A 24,025-nucleotide genomic window follows, 5' to 3' on the forward strand; every position below is an offset into this window, starting at 1 on the left:
GCGGTCACACCGTCGACGAATCGATGTCGCACTCCGCCCGCCGATGCCGCCGGGCGCCCTCGACCTCGGGGTGATTCTTGGAGAGCACCCGCTCGAGGGCAGCGATGTTGTCCGCGAGCAGCGCCGTCCCTTCCTTCTTCTCACCGAGATCGATCAGCAGGAGGGCATGATTCGTCGCGGCGTGCAAGGTGTATGGATGCAGCGCCCCCCGACGGACGGTCGCTGCCTCCAGGACCTGCTGGGTCAGCGTGCGTGCATCGGCGAGCTGATGCGCGCGGACCAGGTCGATCGCATAGTTGCTCAGCAGGGAGAGCAAGTAGGGATGATTCGACGGGAGCACCCGCCGCATGATCTCCAGCGTCCGCTCGTCCAGTTCTCGGGCATCCATGTCGTTGCCCTGCGCGCGGTGCACGATCGCCGTGTCGACCGCCGCCGCGAGCGTCAGCGGATACTCGGCGCCGTAGAGGTCGGTGAAGCCGTTGAGGGCGGTCGTGGACAGGCTGAACGCGTTGGCGAAGTCGCCGATCGTCCGGAGCGCGTTCGCATACGTCACCGTCGAGATCAGCGTGAACTGATGCTTCTCCCCGAACCGGGTGCTGCTGCTGCGGTAGTTCTCGCGGGACCGGGCCAGCGCCTCGTCCAGGCGACCGACCTTGCGCAGGGCCGCGGCCTCATGGTTCTGGGCCAGCAGCACAGCCCCGTGGTACGGGCCGAGTAGCTCGATGTGGGCGGGCAGTACCCGCTGCTGCAGCTGGAGAGCCTCGGCATAGCGGCCAAGGCCGTTGAGGTCGCGGGCCTGCATGGAAAGGGCGAAGTAGGTCAGCGCGTCGCCCTCGCCGAGTGCGATGCGCGCCTGCCGGGCGGACTCGACATCGGATTCGTAGGCGCTTTGGTAGTCCCCGAGGACGTAGTGATCGAGGGCGACGGAGTTCAGCGCGCGGATCGTCGCGGGATCACCTTCACCCAGATTGTCCTGGCAGATCTGGAGATACTGCTCGTCGAGCGCCTGGGCCTCCTCGAACCGCCCGGCGATGCGGCGGTCCGCACCGAGGCTGTTCGCCGCGCCGATGGTGTACTCGTGGTCCTCGCCGAGGGCGTCGCGCATCGCCTCGAACGCGCGCTCGGTCTCCTCCCGGGCCTGGGCGAACTCGTTCATGACCCGCAGAGTGTCGGCATGGCGGCGCAGCGCGAGCAGGGTCAGGCCGTCGTTCCTGCCGAGGCCGCCTTCCTCGACCGGGCGGTTCCAGCGCAGCAGGATCTCCTCCGCCAGCGCCCGCGACCCTTCGAGGTCGCCGATGTTGTAGAGGTACCGCACCTGGTCGAGCAGCGTACGCCGACTGTCGATCTCGCCGTCGATGAGTCCGGCCGGCCCGATGTGCGGATAGATCTCGGCGTGCCGTTCCCAGGTCGAGCGGTCGTCCGGCGGGCCCGGGTTCGCGGCGGCCAGCAGCTGGCGGGCGTTGCGCTGGGCCTCTTCCCGCCGCTCCTCCGTCAGCTCTTCCCGCAGCACGCGTTGGATGAGGCGGTGCACCTGCAGCTTCTTGCTCGCGATCTCGACCTTCGCGAGGCCGAAGCGGCCGAGTTCGCGTACGGCGCGGGCGATGTCGTTGCGCTCCTGCAGGAGGCTGCGCAGGGGTTCGCTGATGTCACCGCTGCGGCCGGACCAGAGCAGCGTCGTGGAAATCGGCTCCGGCCCCAGGTACGCGAGCAGTTCCAGCAGTTTCGCGGCGCCTTCGGACTTCTCGCGCAGCCGGCTGAGCGCCATGCCGACCAGGGTGAGGACGGTGGTCGGGTACTGCCGGGGGCGGCCGTCGTCGAGCAGGTCGGTGGCTTTGCGGTCGAACTCCTTGAGGTAGTCGTCGACCGAGGTCATGGTGGTGATCAGCCAGCTGGCCGCCTGCTCCAGCGCCAGCGGCAGGTCGCCCAGCTGCTCGGCGAGCCGGTCGGCGTCCCGGTCGGAGATCTCGGGGCGCCGGCGCTGCAGCAGTTCCTTGCTCTCGGCCCGGGTGAAGACGTCGACCTGCAGCGTCGCCGAGGTGGTGACCGCCCAGCCGGGGTCGCGCGAGGTGACGATCACGTGCCCGCCCGAGGTGGGGATCAGATCGTCGAGGCTGGTCGGCTCGGCCGCGTTGTCGTAGACCAGCAGCCACTTCAGCTCGGTCGTGTACGCGAGCGCGTCCAGGACGCCGCGGACGGTCTGGTCCATGGTCTGGCCGATCGGTGTTCCGAGGCGGCCGGCCAGGGCGGACAGGGAGGAGCGGACGGTCGACTGGTCCTCGGCCGGCACCCACCAGATCAATTGATAATCGTCGACATGACGATAAACGTACTCGATGGCGATCTGAGTCTTTCCGACGCCGCCGAAGCCGTGCAGAGTCGCCTCCGGCAGCACGGACGCCCGCCGCTCGGCGAGCAGCGCCACCTCGAGCCGATCCAGGATCTCGTGGCGACCGGTGAAGTTCGGATTACGGGCGGGAATGCCGCCCCGAATGGCCGACTCCGCCACGATCTGCGGGGACGCCGATTCGATGATGATTGTTTTCCGCACGTCCGGCTCCGGATCATCGCTATCGAGAATTGATACGTCATTGATTAACGGACGAAGCTCCTGGTAGTGGCGTGCGGTGTAGGAGCGGGCGTCGGCCAATTGGGCCTCGTTCACTCCCAGTCGCAGTGCCACTCGGGCCACCCACGCCTGCAGTCGAGTCCGGTCTTCGTCCCATTGCGGACCGTCCATTGCATGGCTCAGGCAGTCGGCGAAAGCGAGCATGGCCGCCACACCCCACCGCTCCGAGTGCTCCCAGCCGATCGACTCCGTGATCTTCACCAGCGGATGGTCGGACCGGAACCGGCCGTCCGCGACCGCACCGGCCGCCGCCAGCACGTCGTCCTGGTCGAGATCGGGCAGGATCTCCAGCAGGTCGACCTCGCACTCCCAGCGCACGAGCAGCCGTTCGGTCTTCGCCAGGGAGTTCATCCTGGGAAAGAGGTTCCTCGCCACCCGGGTGAGGCCCGTCAGGTCCCGCGACGACTGCTCATACGCCAGGATGATGCTCAGCAGATCAAGTTGCGGCTCCTGATGCCGCTCCGGAGCCAGCCCCACACCGAGCTCGCTCTCCAGCAGGTTCAGATAGAGCGTACGGGTCTTCTCCTGGCGGAACGCGGAAATCGTCAGCAGGGAGTCGCACACCTGCTGCAGAAGCGTCGACCTCATGCGAAACTGGCTCATACGCGCACCGCCCCACTCACGGCCGGCCGTGGGCGCACGGCGTCCGGAAGCCGGTCCAGCGACTCGGGCCAGGAGCTATCGATGAGCGGCGACACACAACCATTCAACCGCGATCCGGCGCCCGGCACATCCATCGAGCGACCCCCATCTCCCGGTCCGGTCGGCGGCACACCCCGGCGAGTCCGCGACCCGGGCGACAGCGGCTCTTCCCGCCGAAGTTTATCCACATGCGACCGAAGATCACCTTCCCCCCGCCGAGGTATTCCGGCAGCCGTCCGGACCGGATCGCGAAGCATGATCAGCTGAGTTCGCGCATCCACCGTGAACGCGATCACACCGAGGGGCGGCGCGGGAATCGGGCCGCCCGCCATGCGCCTTGTTCCGGAGAGGCTCTGGTTGCCCTTCTTGTCGGCCGGTACGGGTACCCTTGGCTCTGCTTACAGATTCCTCCAGGCCGGGGCGGGTTCACTGACTATGCGGCAGCAGGCGGCGACAGTTCACAAACATGATCTCGTGGACACCACCGAGATGTACCTTCGCACCATCCTCGAGCTGGAAGAGGAAGGTGTTCCCCCGCTGCGCGCGCGTATCGCCGAGCGGCTGCACCAGAGCGGGCCGACCGTGAGCCAGACCGTCGCCCGGATGGAGCGCGACGGTCTGCTCAACATCGTGGAGAGCGACCGGCATCTGGAGCTGACCGAGGACGGCCGCGAGCACGCGGTCGCGGTCATGCGTAAGCACCGTCTCGCCGAACTGCTGCTGGTGAACGTGATCGGCATGCCCTACGAGGAGGCCCACGAAGAGGCCTGCCGGTGGGAGCACGTCATGAGCGACACCGTCGAGAAGCGGGTCTACGAACTGCTGAACCGGCCGACCCGCTCGCCCTACGGCAACCCGATTCCGGGCCTCTCCGCGCTCGACAGCGCGCCCCCGGCGGCCTCCAGCGACGCCGAGCGCAACCTTGCCTTCCCGGGGCTCACCGGATCGGTGATCGTGCGGCGGATCTGCGAGAGCGTGCAGACGGACGCGGAGGTTCTGCGCCAGTTGCACGCGGCCGGGGTCGACCCGGGCGCGACCGTCACCGTGGCCCAGGAGCGCGACGGCGTCACGATCGACCGCTCCGGCGAGCAGGTGCGCCTGCCCCGCGAGGTCGCCTCCCGCGTGTTCGTCACCGCCCGGTAGGGAAGCACACGTCAAAGCCCCGGGGATCATCCCCGGGGCTTTTGTCCTTCACAGGCTTGACTTGTCCAGTTCCTTGGCGAGCGCGACCACCTTGGGCTCGGCCGCCGCCGGGTCGGCTCCGGCCGGGAGCGTCCAATGGACGATGAACAGCCGCGCGTCCCCCGTGAGCCAGCCGACCTCCAGGATCGGCCCCAGGTCGCCCTTGGCGGCCGTCGTCAGCAGGTACGCGGACCTGCCCACTCCCGCGACGGCCTTGGCCGCCTTCGGCTTGACGACGTCGCCGAAGACCGAGGTGTCGACCTTCGACGGCGTGACCGACACCGACACTTCCGGGTACGCGGCCTGCTCCGTGCGTACGACGCAGGTGTTGGTCTTGTTGTTCTTGGCCGCCGCGGCGACCGTGTAGTGGTCGCCGAGGACCTTGTCGAAGGTGGCGAAGTCGACGAGCTGGCACGCGCCGCCGGCGAGGGCGGCGGGCCGGACGGGCGGTTCCGGCGCGGGCGTGGGCGCGGGCAGGTCGGGACCGCAGCCGGTCACCGCGAGCAGCAGCACCGCCGCGACGGCGAGGGGTCCGAGGCGCACGCGGAGCAAGGTAGCACTACAACCGGCCTGGTGCGAAGGCGTCGAGTACCTCTCGGGCGACGGCCATCGACGCTTCGGGGTCGGCGGTGGGCGAGCCGATCTCCGGGTCGAAGTTGAGGTCGAAGAAGAACTCGGTGATGCCGATCTCCTCGACGACGGCGAGGTCCTCGCGGATCTGCTCGATGCTGCCGCTGAGCGGGGCGCGGTCGGCGGAGGCCGGGCGTACCTTCACGGCGCCGCGGCAGACCAGGCGCAGCGTCTCCGGGTCGCGGCCGACCTCCTCGGCGGCCTGCCGGACGGTCGCCACCCCGGTACGCAGCGCGTCCAGGTCGGCCCGGCTGGAGGAGACCCAGCCGTCGGCGATCCGCCCGGCGCGGCGCAGAGCGGCCGGGGCCGTGCCGCCGAGCAGGATCGGGATGCGCGCCTGCACCGGCTTGGGTTCGAAGGTCGTACGCGGAATCGAGTAGAAACGCCCCTCATGCTCGGGATGCTTCTCCGTCCACAGTGTACGCAGAACCGAGACGTACTCGGCCGCACGAGGACCGCGTTCGGCCAGATTCGCGCCGGTGGCCTGGAATTCGTCGGCCGACCAGCCCACGCCGAGACCGGTGTCGAGCCGGCCGTTGGACAGGATGTCCAGGGTCGCGCACTGCTTGGCCAGCACGACCGGCGACACGAACGGCATGTTGACGATCGCCACGCCGAGCCGGATCCGCCACGTCGTGGCCGCGACGAACGCCAGCGGGACGATGCCGTCCAGCACGCTGCGGTACTGCGGCTCCAAGGTCTCGGCGGCGATCAGGCGCTGGAAGGTCCACAGGCTGTCGTAGCCGAGTTCCTCCGCGCGTACGGCGACCTGCTGGATGCGGTCCGGAGTCGCCCAGGTCCCGGAGACGGGCAGTCCCACGCCAAGCTTCATGAGCCTCAGCCTAAGCCCCTAGGGCCTGTCTCCCGGATCATCCGCGGCCCGTTGGCGGCCTCAGACGGAGACCATCTTCTCGACGATGTGCTGGGCGATCGCGAGCGAGCTGGTCGCCGCCGGCGAGGGCGCGTTCAGCACGTGGATCTGCCGGTCCGCCCGGACGATCAGGAAGTCGTCCACCAGGCGGCCGTCCGGCCGGATCGCCTGGGCGCGTACGCCGGCGCCGGCCGGTTCCAGGTCCGCGGCCGAGATCTCCGGCATCAGCTTCGCGACGCTCGCCGCGAACCTCTTGCGCGACAACGAACGCAGCACCTCCGCGGTGCCTTCGCGATAGTACGCGCGGGCCAGCCGCCGCAGGCCGGGATAGCGTACGGACTGGGCGAACTCGCGTACGTTCACCTTGCCCCAGGAGTAGCCCTCCCGGGCGAGGGCCAGCACGGCGTTGGGTCCGGCGTGCACGGTTCCGTCGATCATCCGGGTCAGGTGGACGCCGAGGAACGGGAACCGGGGATCCGGGACGGGGTAGATCAACCCCTTCACCAGGTCCGTACGCCCCGCTTTCAGCTGCGCGTACTCCCCCCGGAACGGGATGATCTGGGCCGGCGGGTGCACCCCGGCGAGGACCGCGATGCGGTCGGCGTACAGGCCGGCGCAGTTGATGAGAACGTCGTAGCGCACGTCGCCGGCGGTGGTCTGGACGGTGTCGGCGGCGATGCCCGTGACCGCGGCGCCCAGCCTGACCTCGCCGCCGAGCTTGCGCACGTCCTCGGCCATCGCCACGGCGACCTGGCCGTAGTCGACGATGCCGGTGGACGGCACGTGCAGCGCGCCGACGCAGGCGACATGCGGTTCGATCTCGCGGGCCTCGTGCGGCGTGATGGAGCGGGCCGTGATGCCGTTGGCGCGCGCCCGTTCCTCCAACGTACGCAACGCCGTCAGCTGCGACTCGTCGGTGGCGACGATGAGCTTGCCGGTGATCAGGTAGTCGATCGAGTGCTCGTCGCAGAAGTCGATCATCATGTTGACGCCGGCCCGGCAGAGCTGGGCCTTGAGACTGCCCGGGGCGTAATACACCCCCGCGTGGAGAACGCCGGAATTGTGGCCGGTCTGATGGGCGCCCGGGCGGGCCTCCTTCTCGACGACCGTCACCTCGGCCCCGGTCGAGGGGTCCAACAGCAGCCTGCGGGCGACGGCCAAGCCGACGATGCCCGCCCCGATCACCACGTACCGCGTCACCGTGGCAATATACGGCCCCGCCCCGGCCGGACCAACTGTCACGAACCCGTCAGATCCGCAGGCCAGACCTCCTACGCTGACACTCATGAGTGGAGAAGTGGTGCACTTCGAGGTGCCGGCCGAGGACATCACCCGGGCCCGCGCCTTCTACGGCGAGGCCTTCGGCTGGAAGTTCGACGAGTATCCGCAGATGGACTACACGCTCGTCACGACCACACCCAGCGGCGACAAGGGTCCGATCGAACCGGGCGCGATCAACGGCGGCATGGTGTCGCGGGAGGGTCCGTTCGCCGGCCCGCTCATCACGATCAGGGTCGACTCCATCGCCAGCTCACTGGAGACGATCGGACGGCTCGGCGGCTCGACCGTCGTCGAGCGCCAGGCCGTGGGCGACATGGGATTCACCGCGTACTTCCGGGACACCGAGGGGAACCTCACGTGCCTCTGGGAAGACGCCGGGCACTAATCCTCATAGGGGCAGTGGCGGCACCCGCGGCCGCAGCACGTTCCGCGCCGGGCCAGGAAACCCGCGGACAGCACGAACAGGCCGGTGTCGGGGTCGGCGTACCCGGCCTCGTCCCGGTCCAGCGCCGCGCGGTGCCGCGCCAGGATCTCCGCCCGCCGCGGATGATCGAGCGCAAGCCGCCCCGGGTGCGGTTCGTCGAGCCGCCGGCCCGCGAGCGGCTTGCGCTCCATGCTCAGTCCTTCCCTATGGCGAACACCGCGCCCAGCATCAGCGCCGCTCCCACGACCGCCGTCCACGCCAGGCGCTCATGCAGCAGCGCCACCGCGAGCGCCAGCGCGCTCACCGGCTCCACCAGCACGATCACCGACGCCAACGTCGCCGGCACCGCCTTCAGTCCCACGAAGAAGAGGGCGTACGCGAGAGCGGTCGGCACGGCACCGAGGAAGAGTAGCCAGCCGACCGTCGCCGGCAGATGCGCCCTCGGCACGATGCCCTCGACCGCGGCCAACGGCAGCAGGCACACGGTCGCCACATAGAAGGCCGCCAGCGTCCCGCCGAGCTCGTCGGCGACACTCTCCTTGCGTGCCCGGGTGACCAGCGTGACGAGGGCGTACCCGGCCGCCGACAGCAGCGCGAGGCCGACCCCGAGCACAGGATGGGGCCCGACCGCGCCGGGGCGGCCGACCAGCAGAACCAGGCCCGCCACGGCCACCCCGATCGCCACCCCCGTACGCGTCCGCAGCCGCTCGCGCAGGAACACCGAACTGCCGAGCGCCACCATGACGGGGCATGCGCCCAGAGTCGCGACCGTCCCGACGGACACCCCGGCCTGGGCGATGGCACCGTAATAAGCACTCTGGTAGACGCCCACGCCGAGGCCGACCACGATCGTCGGCCAGTCGAGCTTCATGGCCATGGGCTTGCGGCGTACCGCCTGGACGCCGGCGAGGACCACGACGCCGAAGGCCGCCCGCCAGAAGGACACCGCCAGCGGACCCAGCCCGCTGGACTTGTAGAGGACGGCGGCCACGATGCCGCCCACGCCCCACGCGACGGCGGCCACCGTCACGAAGAAGACGCCCATCCTGAATCCGCCGCGCTGAAGGGCGGCGGTCTGCGTACTCATCACTTATCTCCACAATGGAATGCCGTCAGGACCGCGTATTCGCAGGCGACGACAAACCACCCGGCCGTATCAGCCGGGTAGGAGACGGGTGCCGCCCGCGCTCAGCGAACCGGCGGCGAAATGATGGTACGAGCCATGCCGAACACTCTAGGCGGCCTCGGTGCGCGGACTCAAACTCAAGATCAAAGTCATCAAGATTATTGTGTCCCGGGTTCGTCGATCTCACCTCCGCCCAGCCGCCCCCAGGTTCGCCTTTGTCCCGACTGTCCGATCCAAGGCCTCGATGCTCGTCCGGGGTGGCGATCGAATGCGGCTGCGATGTCATTTCGAGAGTGTCCGATTCGGAGCCCGCTGGCACCGGGACAGATCTTGACGGATGCACCGACAACATCGAAAGCAGTCGGGATGTAGTTCCGGGCGGAACGCCTTGATCGAATGCGGGTCGCATGCGGGAATGGCCGCAAGGCCGCAGCTGAGCCGCATTCGATCAAGGGGAAACCCCGGAAACGACAGCTCAACCGCAATCGATCACCACCCCGGCCGACCAGCACCGCCCCTATATAGGCCAGTCGAGACAAAGCCAGCAGGCATAAGGAAACGAAGGGGTGCAAGCGCAACAGATCCGCGGTGAAGGATGCTTCGCCCCACTGTGCTGGCAGTGGAGGCCTCGGAGCGCAGCGGAGAGGCCGGAGCGGTCTCCCGCGCGAGGAGCGGAGGTGAGATCGACGAACCCGGGACAAAGGGATCTTGATCTTGATCTTGAAGTTCTTGAGCTGAATGAAAGAAGGGGGCCGGCTGACGCCGACCCCCTGTGCAACAAGACTCTCAGCTGCAGCCGCTGGTGGATCCGCAGCCTTCGCAGACGTAGCAGCTGCCCGCCGGCCGCATCTTCGTGCCGCAGGTGAAGCAGAGCGGCGCGTCCGCCGACGTCCCGAGCACCACTTCGAGCAGCTCGGTCGAGGACCCGACGCTCTTGGGCGCGGCAACCGTCTCCGGAGCCTTCACCACGGGCTTCTCGGCCGGAGCCGGCGCCTCGTACGCGACGCCCTCCTCCTCGGCCCGCAGCTGCGCGGCCCGCTCGGCGGCGGTGAAGATGCCGATCTCGGCGCGGCGCTCGTAGGGCAGGAAGTCCAGTGCGAGGCGGCGGAAGATGTAGTCCATGACCGAGTTGGCGATCCGGATGTCCGGGTCGTCGGTCATGCCCGCCGGCTCGAAGCGCATGTTGGTGAACTTGCTGACATACGTCTCGAGCGGTACGCCGTACTGCAGGCCGATCGAGATGGCCACGGAGAACGCGTCCATGACGCCGGCGAGGGTCGAGCCCTGCTTGGACATCTTGAGGAAGACCTCGCCGAGGCCGTCGTCCGGGTAGGACGAGGCGGTGAGGTAGCCCTCGGCGTCGCCGACCGCGAAGGAGACCGTCTGCGACGGGCGCTTCTTCGGCAGGCGCTTGCGGACCGGGCGGTACTCGACGACCTTCTCGACGACCGGCGCGGGCGCGGTGGCGGCCTCGGCCTTGTCGGCCTTGTCGGCGGCCTTCTTGCCGACCGAGAGCGGCTGGCCGACCTTGCAGTTGTCGCGGTAGATCGCGAGCGCCTTGAGGCCGAGCTTCCAGCCGTCGTAGTACATCCGCTCGACGTCCTCGACCGTCGCCGACTCCGGCATGTTGACGGTCTTGGAGATCGCGCCGGAGATGAACGGCTGGATGGCCGCCATCATCAGCACGTGGCCCATCGGGGAGATGGCCCGCTCGCCCATGGCGCAGTCGAAGACCGACAGGTGCTCGGCCTTGAGGCCGGGCGCGTCCACGACGTGGCCGTGCTGGCCGATGTACTCGACGATCGCCTCGACCTGCTCCTCCTGGTAGCCCAGGGAGCGCAGGGCGCGCGGCACGGTCTGGTTGACGATCTGCATCGAGCCGCCGCCGACCAGCTTCTTGAACTTGACCAGCGCCAGGTCCGGCTCCACGCCGGTCGTGTCGCAGTCCATCATGAAGCCGATGGTGCCGGTCGGGGCGAGGACGCTGGCCTGCGAGTTACGCCAGCCCTGCTTCTCGCCGATCTTGTTGCCGAGCTGCCACTGCTTCACGGCCTCCTTGGCGACTGCCTGGGCCACCTTGCCGACCGGCTTGATCTCGTCGGCCGCCGCCGCGTGCTTGCGCATGACGCGCTGGTGCGGCTCGGCGTTGCGGGCGTAGCCGTCGTACGGGCCGACGACGCCGGCCAGCTCGGCGGAGCGCCGGTACGCCGCACCCGTCATCAGCGCGGTGATCGCCGCGGCGACCGAGCGGCCGCCGTCCGAGTCGTAGGGCAGGCCGGAGGCCATGAGCAGGGCGCCGAGGTTGGCGTACCCGATGCCGAGCTGGCGGTAGGCCCGCGTGTTCTCGGTGATCTTCTTGGTCGGGAAGTCGGCGAAGCAGATCGAGATGTCCATCGCGGTGATCACGAACTCGACCGACTTGACGAACTTCTCGATGTCGAAGGCGCCGTCCTTCTGCAGGAACTTCATCAGGTTGAGCGAGGCCAGGTTGCACGAGGTGTCGTCCAGGTGCATGTACTCCGAGCACGGGTTGCTCGCCGTGATCCGGCCGGTCTCCGCGCAGGTGTGCCAGTCGTTGATCACACCGTCGTACTGGATGCCGGGATCGGCGCACTCCCAGGCGGCCTGGGCCAGCTTGCGGAACAGCGTCTTGGCGTCGACGGTGTCGATCACACGGCCGTCCAGCCGTCCGATGAGGTCGAACGACTTGCCCTCCTCGTACGCGCGCATGAACTCGTCGTTGACGCGTACGGAGTTGTTGGCGTTCTGGTACTGGACGCTGATGATGTCGGAGCCGCCGAGGTCCATGTCGAACCCGGCGTCGCGCAGCGCACGGATCTTGTCTTCCTCGCGCGCCTTGGTCGCGATGAAGTCCTCCACGTCCGGGTGGTCGACGTCGAGGATGACCATCTTCGCCGCGCGCCGGGTGGCGCCGCCGCTCTTGATGGTTCCCGCCGAGGCGTCGGCGCCGCGCATGAAGCTCACCGGGCCGGAGGCGGTGCCGCCGGACGACAGGAGCTCACGGCTGGCGCGGATGCGCGACAGGTTGATGCCGGAGCCGGAGCCGCCCTTGAAGATCAGCCCCTCCTCCTTGTACCAGTCCATGATGGAGTCGACCGAGTCGTCGACCGACAGGATGAAGCACGCGGAGACCTGCTGCGGGCTGCTGGTGCCGACGTTGAACCAGACCGGCGAGTTGAAGCTGAAGATCTGGTGCAGCAGCATCCAGGTCAGCTCGTGCTCGAAGACCTCGGCGTCGGCGGCGGTCGCGAAGTAGGAGTGCTCCTCGCCGGCCTTGCGGTAGGTCTGCACCACGCGGTCGATCAGCTGGCGCAGGCTCCACTCGCGCTCGGGCGTGCCGACGGCGCCCCGGAAGTACTTGGTGGTGACGATGTTGGTGGCGTTGATGGTCCACGAATCGGGGAACTCCACGCCGCGCTGCTCGAAGTTGATCGAGCCGTCCCGCCAGTTCGTCATCACGACGTCGCGGCGCTCCCACGCGACCTCGTCGTACGGGTGGACCCCCGGGGTCGTCCAGACCCGCTCCACCTTCAACCCCGCCGTGCGCGTACGTCCCGCCATGCTCAGGCCCCCTCCGGCATCATTCTGATCAACAAACGAACGGTGGTGCTTATTCGCTGCGCCAAGCCTTCCGGCTGCGCCATATGTCCGGTACGCCCTACGTCGCCGCGTCGGCCGGCGACGTCGCCGGCTGCGCGCGGAGGGCGGCGATCTCGCGCTCGAAGTCCTCCAGGGACCAGTCCCGGTAGACGCTCGCGAATCGCAGGTACGCCACCTTGTCCAGCTCCTGGAGCGGCTGCAGGATGGCGAGGCCGACCTCTTGCGAGGGCACCTCCGCCAGTCCCAGCGCGCGGATGGTCTCCTCGACCCGCTGCGCCAACAGGGCGATCTTGTCGTCGTCGACCGGTCGGCCCTGGCACGCCTTGCGTACGCCGGAAATGATCTTGTCGCGGCTGAACGGCTCGGTCACGCCGGAACGCTTGGCGATCGCCAGGATCGCCTCCTCGACCGTCGTGAACCGCTTGCCGCACTCCGGACAGTGACGCCGCCGACGGATGATTTTCCCGTCCTCGGCCTCACGGGAGTCGACGACCCGCGAGTCGGAATGCCGGCAATACGGGCAGCGCACGACGAATCACCCTCCCCTGAGGCACACGCCACCGGCCGACCGGCAGCCCGGAAAGGCCGCCGTCCGGCGATGACATAGGTCACTGATGTTGCGAAGCCGTCACCATCTATAGATGTTGGCTCCGCCGACCACCACAAGATGTTGGGTTGAACTTATGCCTCTCGGAGGCTTCACGCAAGCTGAACACGCCGTGCCGCGCGCGTGTCGGAGGTCTCAGCACGCCGCGCTCACCGGCCGTCACGGACAGCTGATGAACGACGGGGTTCACTCCTTCCGGCGCGCCATATCCCGGAAGGCTTGAAGCTATACCAGAACAACCGTACGATGACGAGACCGACACGCGTCGTACAACTGTTTGAAGGCCACCCGGCCTCAGGACCGTTGACACGCGCCGGCAGCGCGACGGGACATCGCCGCGAGATCCGGACTTCTCCCCGGGTCATCGATGGTCCGCTCGCCATTGCGCAGCTTCCCGACTAGTACAACAGGAGTGGCCCGAATGGGGACCGAGAAGCAACCCAAGAGCGCCATGAGAGCCGTGGCGTCGATCTCCGCCTCGGCCGCCGATCTGAACGCCGGACCGGAACTCACCGCCCGCCAGCGGCGCATTCTCGACACCATCCGGGCCTGGATGGAGCAGAAGGGCTACCCGCCCACGGTCCGTGAGATCGGGGACGCCGTCGGCCTCGTCAGCCCGTCCAGCGTGGCGTACCAGCTGAAGGAACTCGAGCGCAAGGGCTACCTGCGGCGCGACCCGCACCGGCCGCGCGCGGTCGACGTCCGGCCGCCCTCCGAGGGCGACCCCGAACTGCTCGGCCAGCTCCGCCCCACTCCTGCCTACGTACCCGTCGTCGGTCGCATCGCGGCCGGCGGCCCGATCCTGGCCGAGGAGTCCGTGGAGGATGTCTTTCCGTTGCCCCGCGAGTTGGTCGGCGAGGGCACGCTTTTCCTGCTGCAGGTCAAGGGCGACTCGATGATCGAGGCTGCCATCTGCGACGGCGACTGGGTCGCCGTGCGCCAGCAACCGACCGCCGACTCCGGGGACATCGTCGCGGCGATGATCGACGGCGAGGCGACCGTGAAGACCTATCGCAAGCGCAACGGCCACGTGCTGCTCATGCCCCGCAACGCCGCGTACGAGCCGATCCCCGGCGATGAAGCCACCATCCTGGGCAAGGTCGTCGCCGTCATGCGCCGGGTCTAGTCGAAGCCGCAACACCAGTCGAAGCCGTAATGCATGAAGCCGTAATAAATAGAGCGCGCGGCCGGAGATCCGGTCGCGCGCTCTACGTATGTCCGTCTCGTGGTCTCAATCCGTCTCGCGTGCGGCCGGTCAGTAGCCGCCGTTCCAGTTCTGGTCCTGCGGCGGATACTGCTGCTGCTGCGGCGGGTAGTTCTGGGGCGGGTAGTTCTGCGGCGGATACTGCTGTTGCTGCGGCGGGTTCCAGCCCGGTTCGGCGTACCCGCCGCCGTTGCCGTGGTCGTTGCCGCCGTAGACGTTGCCGCGCCCCTGGCCGCCACCCCCACCGCCGCCGCCGTAGACGTTGCCGCGCGGCTCGCCGTACACGCCGCCACCGCCGGCCGGCTCGCCGTACATGCCGCCCGCGCCGACGCCCGCCGGCTCCAGCTCTTCCTCGCGCCGCTTCGCCTTCTTGGCCGCCGTCAGCGCCTTCTGCCGCTTCTTCTTACCGGTCACCATGCCGTAGATGCCGATCAGCATCACGATCAGACCCACGAAACCGATGCCCGCCAGCAACGCGTACGCCTGGGAGAGCGACAGGCCCTTCCACCACTTCGTGAACCAGCCGTCGCCCGCGCTGGCCTTCACGGTCGGCGGCGCGACGTACTGCTTGGTCGTCGGCGTGTAGCTGAGCAGGGACGACGTCGTGATGCTCTTGTCCGCCTGGCCGGCCCGGTCGAGCCGGGTGACCGTGATCAGCTTCGAGCCGTCGGCGCTGTAGGTGATGGCCTCGCTGAGCGGCTCCATCGGCAGGCCCGTGACGCGGGGCTCGGCCTTCACCGCGCTCAGCACATCGCCGCCCGTGACGTCCCACTCGTACGCGTCCGCCTGCGTACGCAGAACGACCTTGGAACCGTCGGGTGAGACCGCCCCGCCGACGAAACCCTTGCGGCCGAATCCGCCCAGCACGTTCTCGGTGACCGTCGGCAGGATGCTGATCTTGCCGGCCTGCTTCAGCGGTACGCTCGCGCCCGCGGCCGGCGTCGCCGACGGGGTGTACAGCAGCGCGGTGGCGTTGGTCTCGAACGTGACGATGATCGGCAGCCCGTCCCCGCCGACCAGCAGCGCCTTCGCGTCGTGCCGGTCGCCCTCGGGGTACGTGAACCGGTAGAGCGCGGCCGTGCCGCTGCCGCTCTCGGGAACCTTCCACAGCACGACGCTGGTGCGGTCCTTGTCACCCTCGCCGGTGTCGGCCACCCAGATCGCGCCGTCCTTGCCGCGCACGATGTCCTGCGGCGACCGGGATCCGCTGGCGAACGCGATGGTGCCGGTCACCTTGCAGGCGGAGCTGATCGCGAAGATCTTCTTGTGGGTCTCGGGCTCCTGGTCGGCGCCGGCGTTGACGGCGAGGTAGCCGGTGGAGGTAGCGAGCAGGCCGCTGATCTCACCGAGCTTCGCGTCGCTGATGGAGCACACCTTCTTACCCAGTGCCGGCGCCTGAGCCGCGGGGCTGGGGTCCGCCATCGCCGGGGAGATGCTCGCCAGAAGGGCGGCCCCCGCCGCGATGACCGTGGTCGTCACTCGCCGCATCGGGCAAGTCTCGCACGTCTCGTCATCGCGACGGGAACCCGCGGCTCTATATCACTATGCCGAGACGTTCTCGTGACTTTCGGTGATCACGTACGGCGCGAGTTCGCCCGCGAGATCGGCGTCGACCCGTGCCCGCAGCCAGGTGCCCACCTCGTCGTGCTCGGTACGCATCACCTCACCGCGCAGGTGGACGCGGGTCACCAGGTCGCCGCGGTCGTACGGCAGGCGTACGACGAGTTCGACGGCGGGACGCGGGAGCCGGGCCTCGACCGCGGCCTTGAGCTCCGCCATGCCGGCGCCGGAGTGGGCCGACACGAAGATCGCGCCGGGCCATTCCCGCTTGAGCCGCAGCAGGGTCTCCTCGTTCGCGGCGTCGACCTTGTTCACGACCAGCAGCTCGGGCAGCTTGTCCGCGCCGACCTCGGCGAGAACCTCGCGGACCGCGCGGACCTGCTCGTCGGGGTCGGGGTGGGCCCCGTCCACGACGTGCACGACCAGGTCGGCCTCGGCGACCTCCTCCAGCGTCGACCGGAACGCCTCCACCAGGTGGTGGGGCAGATGCCGGACGAAGCCGACGGTGTCGGACAGCGTGTAGACGCGGCCGTCCGCGGCGGCGGCCCGCCGGGTGGTCGTGTCCAGGGTCGCGAACAGCGCGTCCTCGACCAGCACGCCCGCGCCGGTGAGCCGGTTGAGCAGGCTCGACTTGCCCGCGTTGGTGTACCCGGCGATGGCGACGGCCGGCACGGAGTTGCGCCGCCGCGTCGCCCGCTTGGTGTCGCGGATCGTACGCATCGCGGACAGCTCCCGGCGCAGCTTGGCGATGCGCTGGTTGATCCGGCGACGGTCGGTCTCGAGCTTGGTCTCACCGGGACCGCGCAGGCCGACGCCGCCACCCGCACCGCCACCGCGGCCGGAACCGCCGGATTGACGGGAGAGCGCGTCACCCCAACCGCGCAGACGCGGGAGCAGGTACTGCAGCTGGGCCAGTTCGACCTGGGCCTTGCCTTCCTTGCTCTTCGCGTGCTGGGCGAAGATGTCCAGGATCAGCGCGGTCCGGTCGATGACCTTGACCTTGATCTGCTGCTCGAGCGAGCGCAGCTGGCTGGGCGACAGCTCGCCGTCGCAGATGACGGTGTCGGCACCGGTGGCCTCGACGACCGATCGCACCTCGTCGACCTTGCCCCGCCCGATGAAGGTCGAGGGGTCGGGCTGGCTGCGCCGCTGGATCAGGCCCTCCAGGACCTGGGAACCGGCGGTCTCGGCCAGGGCGGCGAGCTCGGTCAGGGAATTCTCCGCGTCGGTGACCGTCCCGGTCGTCCAGACCCCGACCAGCACCACGCGCTCCAGCCGCAGCTGGCGGTATTCGACCTCGGTGATGTCGGTGAGTTCGGTGGACAGCCCCGCGACCCGACGCAGAGCATGCCGTTCCGCGAGGTCCAGGTCGCCCGTCGTGTCATCGACATCTTCGTGTGTGGGGGCTTCCACCAGCGGATCAGCAAGATAGTTCGTCAAAATGTCCTCCTCGCCTTCCAGGGTGGCACGGCCGGGCCCCGGACGCACCCCCATTAACCCCGGGCGTCCCGGGTGTTTCCCAAGGGGTGAGAGAATGGCGGCCGCGTCGAAGACATTGTGAGGAAAGGGACAGAAGTGGCAAGCAGTCGCCTCCCGAGCGCCGGTTTCTCGATCACGATCCGGGTGGCGGTGACCGCGGACTCGTCCGCGATCGGCCGGCTCACCACCGCGGTCGGCGAGGCCGGGGCCATCGTCACCGCCCTCGACGTCGTCGATTCCGACCATGTACGCGTCGTGGCCGACCTCACCTGCGACACCGCCGACACCGCGCACGCCGACCAGGTCGTCGACGCGCTGGGCCGGCTCGACGGGGTCGAGGTCCGCAAGGTCTCCGACCGCACCTTCCTGCTCCACCTCGGCGGCAAGATCGAGGTCAGCCCGAAGGTCGCCCTGCGTACGCGTGACGAGCTGTCGCGCGCGTACACGCCGGGGGTGGCCCGGGTCTGCATGGCCATCGCCGAGAACCCGGCCGACGCGCGCCGCCTGACCATCAAGCGCAACACGGTCGCGGTGGTCAGCGACGGCTCCGCGGTCCTCGGCCTGGGCAACATCGGCCCGGCCGCGTCGCTGCCCGTCATGGAGGGCAAGGCGGCCCTGTTCAAGCGGTTCGCCGGCGTCGACGCGTGGCCGATCGTCCTCGACACCCAGGACACCGACGAGATCGTCAACATCGTGCGGGCCATCGCGCCGGCGTACGGGGGGATCAACCTGGAGGACATCGCGGCGCCGCGCTGCTTCGAGATCGAGGCCCGGCTGCGCGAACTCCTCGACATCCCGGTCTTCCACGACGACCAGCACGGCACGGCGATCTGCGTCCTGGCCGCGCTCACGAACGCCCTGCGCGTCGTCGGCAAGCGCATCGAGGACGTCCGCGTCGTCGTCTCCGGGGCCGGGGCCGCCGGCACGGCCATCATGAAGCTGCTGCTCAAGCAGGGCGTCGGCGACGTGATCGCCTACGACCGGGCGGGCGCGCTGCACCGCGGCATGACCGGCCTCAACAGCACCCACCAGTGGCTCGTCGAGAACACCAACAAGGGCAACTACGCCGGCGACCTGCCCGGCGCGATCAAGGGGGCCGACGTCTTCATCGGCGTCAGCGCGCCCAACCTGCTCACCGGCGACGACATCGCCCAGATGGCGGACAAGGCGATCGTCTTCGCCCTGGCCAACCCCGACCCCGAGGTCGACCCGCGCGAGGCGCGCAAGCACGCGGCGGTCGTCGCCACCGGCCGGTCCGACCAGCCCAACCAGATCAACAACGTGCTCGCGTTCCCCGGGATCTTCCGCGGCATGCTGGACGCGCAGGCGACGGCGTACACGGAGGACATGGCGCTGGCGGCGGCCCAGGCGATCGCGGACGTGGTCGGCGAGGAGAAGGTCAACGCCAGCTACATCGTCCCCAGCGTCTTCGACGCCAAGGTCGCGCCAGCGGTGGCGGCGGCGGTCACGGCGGTCTGCAAAGCTCAATAAGAATCTTCAAATTCAAGATCATTATTTCCCGGGTTCGTCGATCTCACCTCCGCTCCTCGCGCGGGAGACCGTTCCGGCCCCGGGGGGCCTCCACTGCCAGGCGAGTGGGGCGACGCATCATTCACCGTCGCCCAGCCACCGTTTCACCCCTCACCCGGCCTTTGTCTCGACTGTCCTACTTGTGCGCCCGGCGGACCGCCGACGGGTGCTGTTTTCTTGATCCTTTACGGCTGAGGCGTAAAACGGCCACTCGGTGCATGATCGTTTGCGATTCTGGAGCGCGTTGACCGGCTTCTGCTGCACCTGACGCGTCATCGATCATGCAGATCGGGCCGGATTTACACCTCAGCCGTAAACGATCAGGAAAACAGCGTCCTGTGTCCGCATGACGGAAGATCGTTCCCGCATCACGGGCCAAGGCCGACGGCGGGGCGGCCCAGCCGTGAACGATCACCCACCAGCCGATCCACCCAGCCACCCATATCGGACAGTCGCGACAAAGTCCAGGGCAGCGCGGGGATGGAACGGTGACCAGACTCCGCGGTGAGCGATACGCCGGTCGGTCGCGGCTAGCGGAAGGTGCCGGTCGCGACGAGGACCGCCGGGCCGGCGAGGCGGCACGTTTCGGCGAGGGTGACGACCAGGGTTCCGCCGGGCACTTCCACCGTCACCCGGCCGGGCTGCCCGTCGAGGTGGGCGACCGCCACCGCGCAGGCGCCGGTGCCGCACGACAGGGTCTCGCCGCTGCCCCGCTCGTAGACGCGCATGCGTACGTGGTCGGGGCCGAGGACCTGGGAGAACTCGACGTTCACGCCTTCGGGGAAGAAGTCGCCGTCGAAGGCGGGTGCGCGGGTGAGGTCGAGGGGCGCCACGTCGTCGACCGGGCAGACGAGGTGCGGGTTGCCCATCGAGACGCCCGCGCCGTCGTAGACCACACCGCCGACCGTGGCCTTGGAGTCGCCGAGGAACACCGGCCGGCCCATGTCGACCTCGATCAGGTCGCCGTCCACGTACGCGGTCCGCAGACCGGCCCGCGTGGCGATCGGGATCTCCGTGGCGTCCGCCGGGACGTGGCCGGCCGCCAGCAGGTAGCGGGCGAAGACGCGTACGCCGTTGCCGCACATCTCCGACAGCGACCCGTCCGAGTTCCAGTAGTCCATGAAGAACCGGTCGCCGTCGCGCAGTACGCGCAGCACCCCGTCCCCGCCGATGCCGAAGCGGCGGTCGCACAGCACGCGTACGCGCTCCGGGGACAGTTCGACGCCGCCTTCGACGATGACGAAGTCGTTGCCGGTGCCGTGGCCCTTGGTGAACGGGATGCCGCCCAGTTCCGCCGTGATCGTCATGACGAGCCCTCCACCACCTTCTGCGCCTGTGCCAGCAGATCCTCCCGCGCCCCGTCGAGCCAGGTGATCGCGGGGTCCCGGCGGAACCAGGAACGCTGGCGGCGCACGAAGCGACGGGTGCCGACGACGGTCGCCGTGAACGCCTCCTCCTCCGTCATGCTCCCGTCCAGGTACGCGAGCACCTGCTGGTACCCGAGCGCCCGGCTGGCCGTCAGCCCCTCGCGCAGGCCCTGCGGGACGAGGCCGCGTACCTCGTCGACGAGTCCGGCCGTCCACATCTGGGTGACCCGCCGCTCGGTCCGCTCGTCGAGGTCGTCCCGGTCGACGGCTATCTGGACGGACGCGTACCGCGGGGTGGGGTGGGGCAGCGACGCCGTGAACGGCTCACCAGTGATCTCCATCACTTCGAGCGCGCGGACGATCCGGCGGCCGTTGCTGGGCAGGATGGCGGCGGCCGCCGCCGGATCCCGATCGGCCAGTTCGGCGTGCAGGGCGCCCGGGCCCTCCGCGGCGAGGCGGGCTTCCAGCGCGGCGCGTACGTCAGGATCGGTCCCTGGGAAGGCGAACTCCTCCAGGACCGCGCGCAGATAGAGGCCTGTACCGCCGACCAGCATGGGAATCCGGCCGCGGGCCGCGACGTCGGCGATGGCGTCGCGGGCGAGGGTCTGGAACTCGGCGACGGTGGCGGTCCTGGTCACCGGCCAGATGTCGAGCAGATGGTGAGGTACGCCCGCCCGCTCGTGGACCGGTAGCTTCGCCGTGCCGATATCCATGCCACGATAGAACTGCATGGAATCGCAATTGATCACCTCACCGCCCAGGGCGGTCGCGAGCCCGAGCGAGAGTGCCGACTTTCCGGCGGCGGTAGGTCCCACAATGGCGATCACCTGCACAGAACAACCGTAACCGGATCGTGCCCGGATTTGGGCGGCACAGAGGCTGTCACAATCATCAAGGACACCGTATGGTCACGGTCGGCCACAGGCGGTGGACGCGCACCGGGTCGGACCTGTGACAATGCCGGGGGAGCACTTTCTGCGCGCTGGCGGGCGGCACGGGCGACGTGCTGGCCGGGAAGACTGAGGGATGGCACATGAGCGACTGGACGACCTTCGGCCGGATCGATGAGGACGGCACGGTCTACGTCAAGACCAGCGAGGGGGAACGGGTCGTCGGATCGTGGCAGGCCGGTACCCCGGAGGAGGGCCTGGCCCACTTCGCCCGCCGGTACGCCGACCTGATCACGGAAGTGGAGCTGCTGGAGACCCGGCTGAACAACGGCTCGGCCGACCCGGGGCACACCCTGACCGCTGTGCGCAAGCTCGCCGGCGGGCTCGCCGAGGCGCATGTCGTCGGTGACCTGGACTCGCTCTCCGCCCGGCTCGACCGTCTCGCGACCGCCGCCGAGGAGAAGGCCGGTGTGGCCAAGGCCGCCCGCGACGCCGCCCGGGTGGAGGCCGTGGCCCGCAAGACCGCCCTGGTCGAAGAGGCCGAGCTGCTCGCCAACGAGGCCACCGGCTGGAAGGCCGCCGGCGACCGGCTCAAGGAGATCCTCGACGAGTGGAAGACCATCCGCGGGATCGACAAGAAGACCGACGGCGAGCTGTGGAAGCGCTTCGCGGCCGCCCGGGACGGCTTCACCCGCCGCCGCGGGGCCCACTTCGCCAGCCTCGACTCCCAGCGCAAGCAGGCCCAGGGAGCCAAGGAGGAGCTCGTCGCCGAGGCCGAGAAGCTGGCCGACTCGACCGAGTGGAACGCCACCGCCGCCCGGCTCAAGGAGCTCATGACCGACTGGAAGGCCGCCCCGCGCGCCTCCAAGGAGTCCGAGCAGAAGCTCTGGGAGCGGTTCCGCGCCGCCCAGGACTCCTTCTTCACCCGCCGCAGCGAGGTCTTCTCCGCCCGTGACGCCGAGCAGAAGCAGGCCCTCGGCAAGCGCCAGGAGCTGCTGACCAAGGCCGAGGCGCTGGACGTGGACGCCGACCCGAAGGCCGCCCAGGCCGCGCTGCGCGAGCTGCAGGGCCAGTGGCACGACTCCGGCCGGGTCGGCCGCGACGCCGCCGCCGGGCTCGACCGGCGCCTGCGGGCCGTCGAGGACAAGGTCCGGTCGGCGATGGACTCGGCCTGGCGCCGGGTCGAGCCGTCCGCCAACCCGATGCTCGACCAGATGCGCAAGCAGGTTGCCGAGGCCGAGGCCAAGCTGGCCAAGGCGCAGGCCGCCGGGGACGCCAAGCGGATCAAGGAAGCCCAGGCCGCCCTCGACGGCAAGAAGAACTTCCTCGCGCTCGCGGAGAAGGCTGAATAAGCCCCGCCGAGCGCCGAAGGGCCCGAGCCACATCGGCTCGGGCCCTTCGTTTCGCTCAGCTCTAGCGGGCGCAGGCGTCCGCGGCAGGCTCGCTCCTGGGCGCGCCCACACCCGGCAGTCCCAACAGCACTCCAGGTGTACGCACAGCCCGCCCCGCCTCGTACGCGTCGCCGGCCCGCGTACGGCGGTGGGAGAGGACCGGGCCGTCGGCGTTGAGGTGGTGCGGTGCCGCGTACGTGATCTCGGTGGTGACGACGTCGCCTGGCCGGATCGCCTGGCCGGGCTCGACCGCGAAGTGGACCAGGCGGCCGTCACGGGCCCGTCCCGACATGCGCCCGGTCGAGGCGTCCTTGCGGCCCTCGCCGACGGCCACGAGGACCTCGGGACGGGTGCCGATCAGCTTCTTGTTCTCGGCCCACGTCACCTCCTCCACGACCTCGATCAGCCGGTTGTAGCGCTCCTGCACGACCTGCTTCGGCAGCTGGTCGGGCATCGTGGCGGCCGGCGTACCGGGGCGGATCGAGTACTGGAAGGTGAACGCGCTGGCGAACCGGGCCTGCCGGACGACGTCCAGGGTCGCCTGGAAGTCCTCCTCGGTCTCGCCGGGGAAGCCGACGATGATGTCGGTCGTGATCGCGGCGTCCGGCATGGCCTCGCGTACGCGGTCCAGGATCCCGAGGTACTTCTCCGACCGGTAGCTGCGCTTCATCGCCTTCAGCACGTCGTCCGAACCGGACTGCAGCGGCATGTGCAGCTGGTGGCAGACGTTCGCCGTCTCGGCCATGGCGGCGATCACGTCGTCGGTGAAGGCCGCCGGGTGCGGGCTGGTGAACCGGACGCGCTCCAGGCCGTCGATCTCGCCGGTCGCCCGCAGCAGCTTGGAGAAGGCCTGCCGGTCGCCGAACTCCACGCCGTAGGTGTTGACGTTCTGGCCGAGCAGGGTGACCTCCAGCACGCCCTCGTCGACCAGCGCCTGCACCTCGGCCAGCACGTCGCCGGGGCGGCGGTCCTTCTCCTTGCCCCGCAGGCTCGGCACGATGCAGAACGTGCAGGTGTTGTTGCAGCCGACCGAGATCGACACCCAGCCGGCGTACGTCGACTCGCGCCGGGTCGGCAGCGTCGACGGGAACACCTCCAGGGACTCGAGGATCTCGACCTCGGCCTCCTCGTTGTGCCGGGCGCGTTCGAGCAGCACCGGCAGGGAGCCGATGTTGTGCGTACCGAAGACGACGTCGACCCAGGGCGCCTTCTTGACGATGTCGCCCTTGTCCTTCTGGGCGAGGCAGCCGCCGACCGCGATCTGCATGCCGGGCCGCTTCGCCTTCTGCGGCGCCAGGTGCCCGAGGTTGCCGTAGAGCCGGTTGTCGGCGTTCTCGCGTACGGCGCAGGTGTTGAAGACCACCACGTCGGCGTCGTCGGACTCAGCCTTCACATAGCCGGCGGCGTCGAGCAACCCGGAGATGCGCTCGGAGTCGTGAGCGTTCATCTGGCAGCCGTACGTGACGACCTTGTAGCTCCTGGACACGGGTTCCTCCTCCTGCCGACCTATTACGATATCCCGAACCCAAGATCCCGCTTGGATCAGGTAAATCACCCTGATCCAAGCGGGATCTTGTCGAAGCAGCCCGAGCGT

Annotated in this window: 17 protein-coding genes and 1 pseudogene; 5 read left to right on the plus strand and 13 right to left on the minus strand. The window is 69.1% G+C overall.

Going from position 1 to position 24,025, the window contains the following annotated elements; genetic code table 11:
• Positions 1-4 precede the first annotated feature (4 nt).
• Positions 5-3,214, minus strand: a complete 3,210-nt coding sequence (fxsT, locus tag G401_RS0133895; RefSeq protein WP_027345981.1) for an FxSxx-COOH system tetratricopeptide repeat protein — start codon at positions 3,212-3,214, stop codon at positions 5-7.
• A 489-nt stretch (positions 3,215-3,703) separates the two neighbouring features.
• On the opposite strand from fxsT, the gene G401_RS0133900 reads away from it, so the two are divergent.
• Positions 3,704-4,411, plus strand: coding sequence for a metal-dependent transcriptional regulator (locus G401_RS0133900; protein ID WP_027345982.1), 708 nt, complete (start codon positions 3,704-3,706; stop codon positions 4,409-4,411).
• Between the two features lie 48 nt (positions 4,412-4,459).
• Here G401_RS0133900 and G401_RS0133905 read toward each other — a convergent pair whose 3' ends face one another.
• Genes G401_RS0133905 through lhgO form a run of 3 tightly spaced genes read right to left on the minus strand, consistent with a single transcriptional unit; the run spans position 4,460 to position 7,151 of the window.
• A complete protein-coding gene (locus G401_RS0133905) occupies positions 4,460-4,993 on the minus strand; it encodes a hypothetical protein (protein ID WP_051367547.1) in 534 nt (177 codons plus the stop codon).
• Positions 4,994-5,009: 16 nt separating this feature from the next.
• Positions 5,010-5,912, minus strand: coding sequence for a TIGR03619 family F420-dependent LLM class oxidoreductase (locus G401_RS0133910; protein ID WP_027345984.1), 903 nt, complete (start codon positions 5,910-5,912; stop codon positions 5,010-5,012).
• 60 nt (positions 5,913-5,972) lie between these two features.
• Complete coding sequence (gene lhgO, locus G401_RS0133915; protein ID WP_027345985.1) at positions 5,973-7,151, minus strand: L-2-hydroxyglutarate oxidase; 1,179 nt, start codon at positions 7,149-7,151, stop codon at positions 5,973-5,975.
• Between the two features lie 85 nt (positions 7,152-7,236).
• Between lhgO and G401_RS0133920 the strand changes: the two genes are divergently transcribed.
• A complete protein-coding gene (locus G401_RS0133920; protein WP_027345986.1) occupies positions 7,237-7,617 on the plus strand; it encodes a VOC family protein in 381 nt (126 codons plus the stop codon).
• On the opposite strand, the gene G401_RS0133925 is transcribed toward G401_RS0133920, so the two are convergent.
• From G401_RS0133925 to nrdR, 4 genes are all read right to left on the minus strand, one after another.
• Entirely contained in the window at positions 7,614-7,853 is a 240-nt protein-coding gene (locus G401_RS0133925; RefSeq protein WP_027345987.1) for a DUF5522 domain-containing protein, read from the minus strand. The two genes, G401_RS0133920 and G401_RS0133925, sit on opposite strands and share 4 nt — an antisense overlap.
• Positions 7,850-8,743: a DMT family transporter gene (locus tag G401_RS50305; protein WP_064741919.1), complete on the minus strand. Its 894-nt coding sequence runs from the start codon at positions 8,741-8,743 to the stop codon at positions 7,850-7,852. The genes G401_RS0133925 and G401_RS50305 overlap by 4 nt, the downstream gene beginning before the upstream one ends.
• Before the next feature lie 825 nt (positions 8,744-9,568).
• Positions 9,569-12,364 carry a vitamin B12-dependent ribonucleotide reductase gene (locus tag G401_RS0133935; protein WP_034593969.1) on the minus strand — a complete coding sequence of 932 codons (2,796 nt, stop codon included), beginning with the start codon at positions 12,362-12,364 and terminating at the stop codon, positions 9,569-9,571.
• Between the two features lie 97 nt (positions 12,365-12,461).
• Positions 12,462-12,932, minus strand: a complete 471-nt coding sequence (gene nrdR / locus G401_RS0133940) for a transcriptional regulator NrdR (protein ID WP_027345989.1) — start codon at positions 12,930-12,932, stop codon at positions 12,462-12,464.
• A 529-nt stretch (positions 12,933-13,461) separates the two neighbouring features.
• On the opposite strand from nrdR, the gene lexA reads away from it, so the two are divergent.
• Positions 13,462-14,136: a transcriptional repressor LexA gene (lexA, locus tag G401_RS0133945; RefSeq protein WP_034593976.1), complete on the plus strand. Its 675-nt coding sequence runs from the start codon at positions 13,462-13,464 to the stop codon at positions 14,134-14,136.
• Between the two features lie 129 nt (positions 14,137-14,265).
• On the opposite strand, the gene G401_RS50310 is transcribed toward lexA, so the two are convergent.
• Both G401_RS50310 and hflX read right to left on the minus strand, forming a co-directional pair.
• The gene (locus G401_RS50310; protein ID WP_157546687.1) at positions 14,266-15,702 is read right to left on the minus strand and encodes a hypothetical protein; all 1,437 of its coding nucleotides are present in this window, start codon (positions 15,700-15,702) and stop codon (positions 14,266-14,268) included.
• 54 nt (positions 15,703-15,756) lie between these two features.
• Positions 15,757-17,187 (minus strand): GTPase HflX, encoded by a 1,431-nt coding sequence (gene hflX / locus G401_RS0133955; protein ID WP_027345991.1) that lies wholly within the window; start codon positions 17,185-17,187, stop codon positions 15,757-15,759.
• A 162-nt stretch (positions 17,188-17,349) separates the two neighbouring features.
• Here hflX and G401_RS50315 point away from each other — a divergent pair.
• Positions 17,350-18,735, plus strand: a pseudogene (locus tag G401_RS50315) (malic enzyme-like NAD(P)-binding protein); the annotation flags it as partial.
• A 578-nt stretch (positions 18,736-19,313) separates the two neighbouring features.
• On the opposite strand, the gene dapF reads toward G401_RS50315, so the two are convergent.
• Both dapF and miaA read right to left on the minus strand, forming a co-directional pair.
• A complete protein-coding gene (dapF, locus tag G401_RS0133965; RefSeq protein WP_027345992.1) occupies positions 19,314-20,063 on the minus strand; it encodes a diaminopimelate epimerase in 750 nt (249 codons plus the stop codon).
• A 23-nt stretch (positions 20,064-20,086) separates the two neighbouring features.
• On the minus strand, positions 20,087-21,013 hold the full coding sequence (gene miaA, locus G401_RS0133970; RefSeq protein ID WP_245601951.1) for a tRNA (adenosine(37)-N6)-dimethylallyltransferase MiaA: 927 nt from the start codon (positions 21,011-21,013) through the stop codon (positions 20,087-20,089).
• Between the two features lie 170 nt (positions 21,014-21,183).
• On the opposite strand from miaA, the gene G401_RS0133975 reads away from it, so the two are divergent.
• Positions 21,184-22,392, plus strand: coding sequence for a DUF349 domain-containing protein (locus G401_RS0133975; RefSeq protein WP_027345994.1), 1,209 nt, complete (start codon positions 21,184-21,186; stop codon positions 22,390-22,392).
• A 61-nt stretch (positions 22,393-22,453) separates the two neighbouring features.
• Here G401_RS0133975 and miaB read toward each other — a convergent pair whose 3' ends face one another.
• On the minus strand, positions 22,454-23,917 hold the full coding sequence (miaB, locus tag G401_RS0133980) for a tRNA (N6-isopentenyl adenosine(37)-C2)-methylthiotransferase MiaB (protein ID WP_034593970.1): 1,464 nt from the start codon (positions 23,915-23,917) through the stop codon (positions 22,454-22,456).
• Between the last annotated feature and the right edge of the window lie 108 nt (positions 23,918-24,025).

Source organism: Hamadaea tsunoensis DSM 44101, assembly GCF_000428945.1.
Classification (GTDB): domain Bacteria; phylum Actinomycetota; class Actinomycetes; order Mycobacteriales; family Micromonosporaceae; genus Hamadaea; species Hamadaea tsunoensis.

What these genes read in the sequence shown, in the direction of transcription:
- fxsT (WP_027345981.1), bottom strand. Translation starts at nt 3,214, where the DNA reads ATGAGGTCGACGCTTCTGCAGCAGGTGTGCGACTCCCTGCTGACGATT.
- G401_RS0133900 (WP_027345982.1), top strand. Translation starts at nt 3,704, where the DNA reads ATGCGGCAGCAGGCGGCGACAGTTCACAAACATGATCTCGTGGACACC.
- G401_RS0133910 (WP_027345984.1), bottom strand. Translation starts at nt 5,912, where the DNA reads ATGAAGCTTGGCGTGGGACTGCCCGTCTCCGGGACCTGGGCGACTCCG.
- G401_RS0133920 (WP_027345986.1), top strand. Translation starts at nt 7,237, where the DNA reads ATGAGTGGAGAAGTGGTGCACTTCGAGGTGCCGGCCGAGGACATCACC.
- G401_RS50305 (WP_064741919.1), bottom strand. Translation starts at nt 8,743, where the DNA reads ATGAGTACGCAGACCGCCGCCCTTCAGCGCGGCGGATTCAGGATGGGC.
- G401_RS0133935 (WP_034593969.1), bottom strand. Translation starts at nt 12,364, where the DNA reads ATGGCGGGACGTACGCGCACGGCGGGGTTGAAGGTGGAGCGGGTCTGG.
- lexA (WP_034593976.1), top strand. Translation starts at nt 13,462, where the DNA reads ATGAGAGCCGTGGCGTCGATCTCCGCCTCGGCCGCCGATCTGAACGCC.
- G401_RS50310 (WP_157546687.1), bottom strand. Translation starts at nt 15,702, where the DNA reads ATGCGGCGAGTGACGACCACGGTCATCGCGGCGGGGGCCGCCCTTCTG.
- G401_RS0133975 (WP_027345994.1), top strand. Translation starts at nt 21,184, where the DNA reads ATGAGCGACTGGACGACCTTCGGCCGGATCGATGAGGACGGCACGGTC.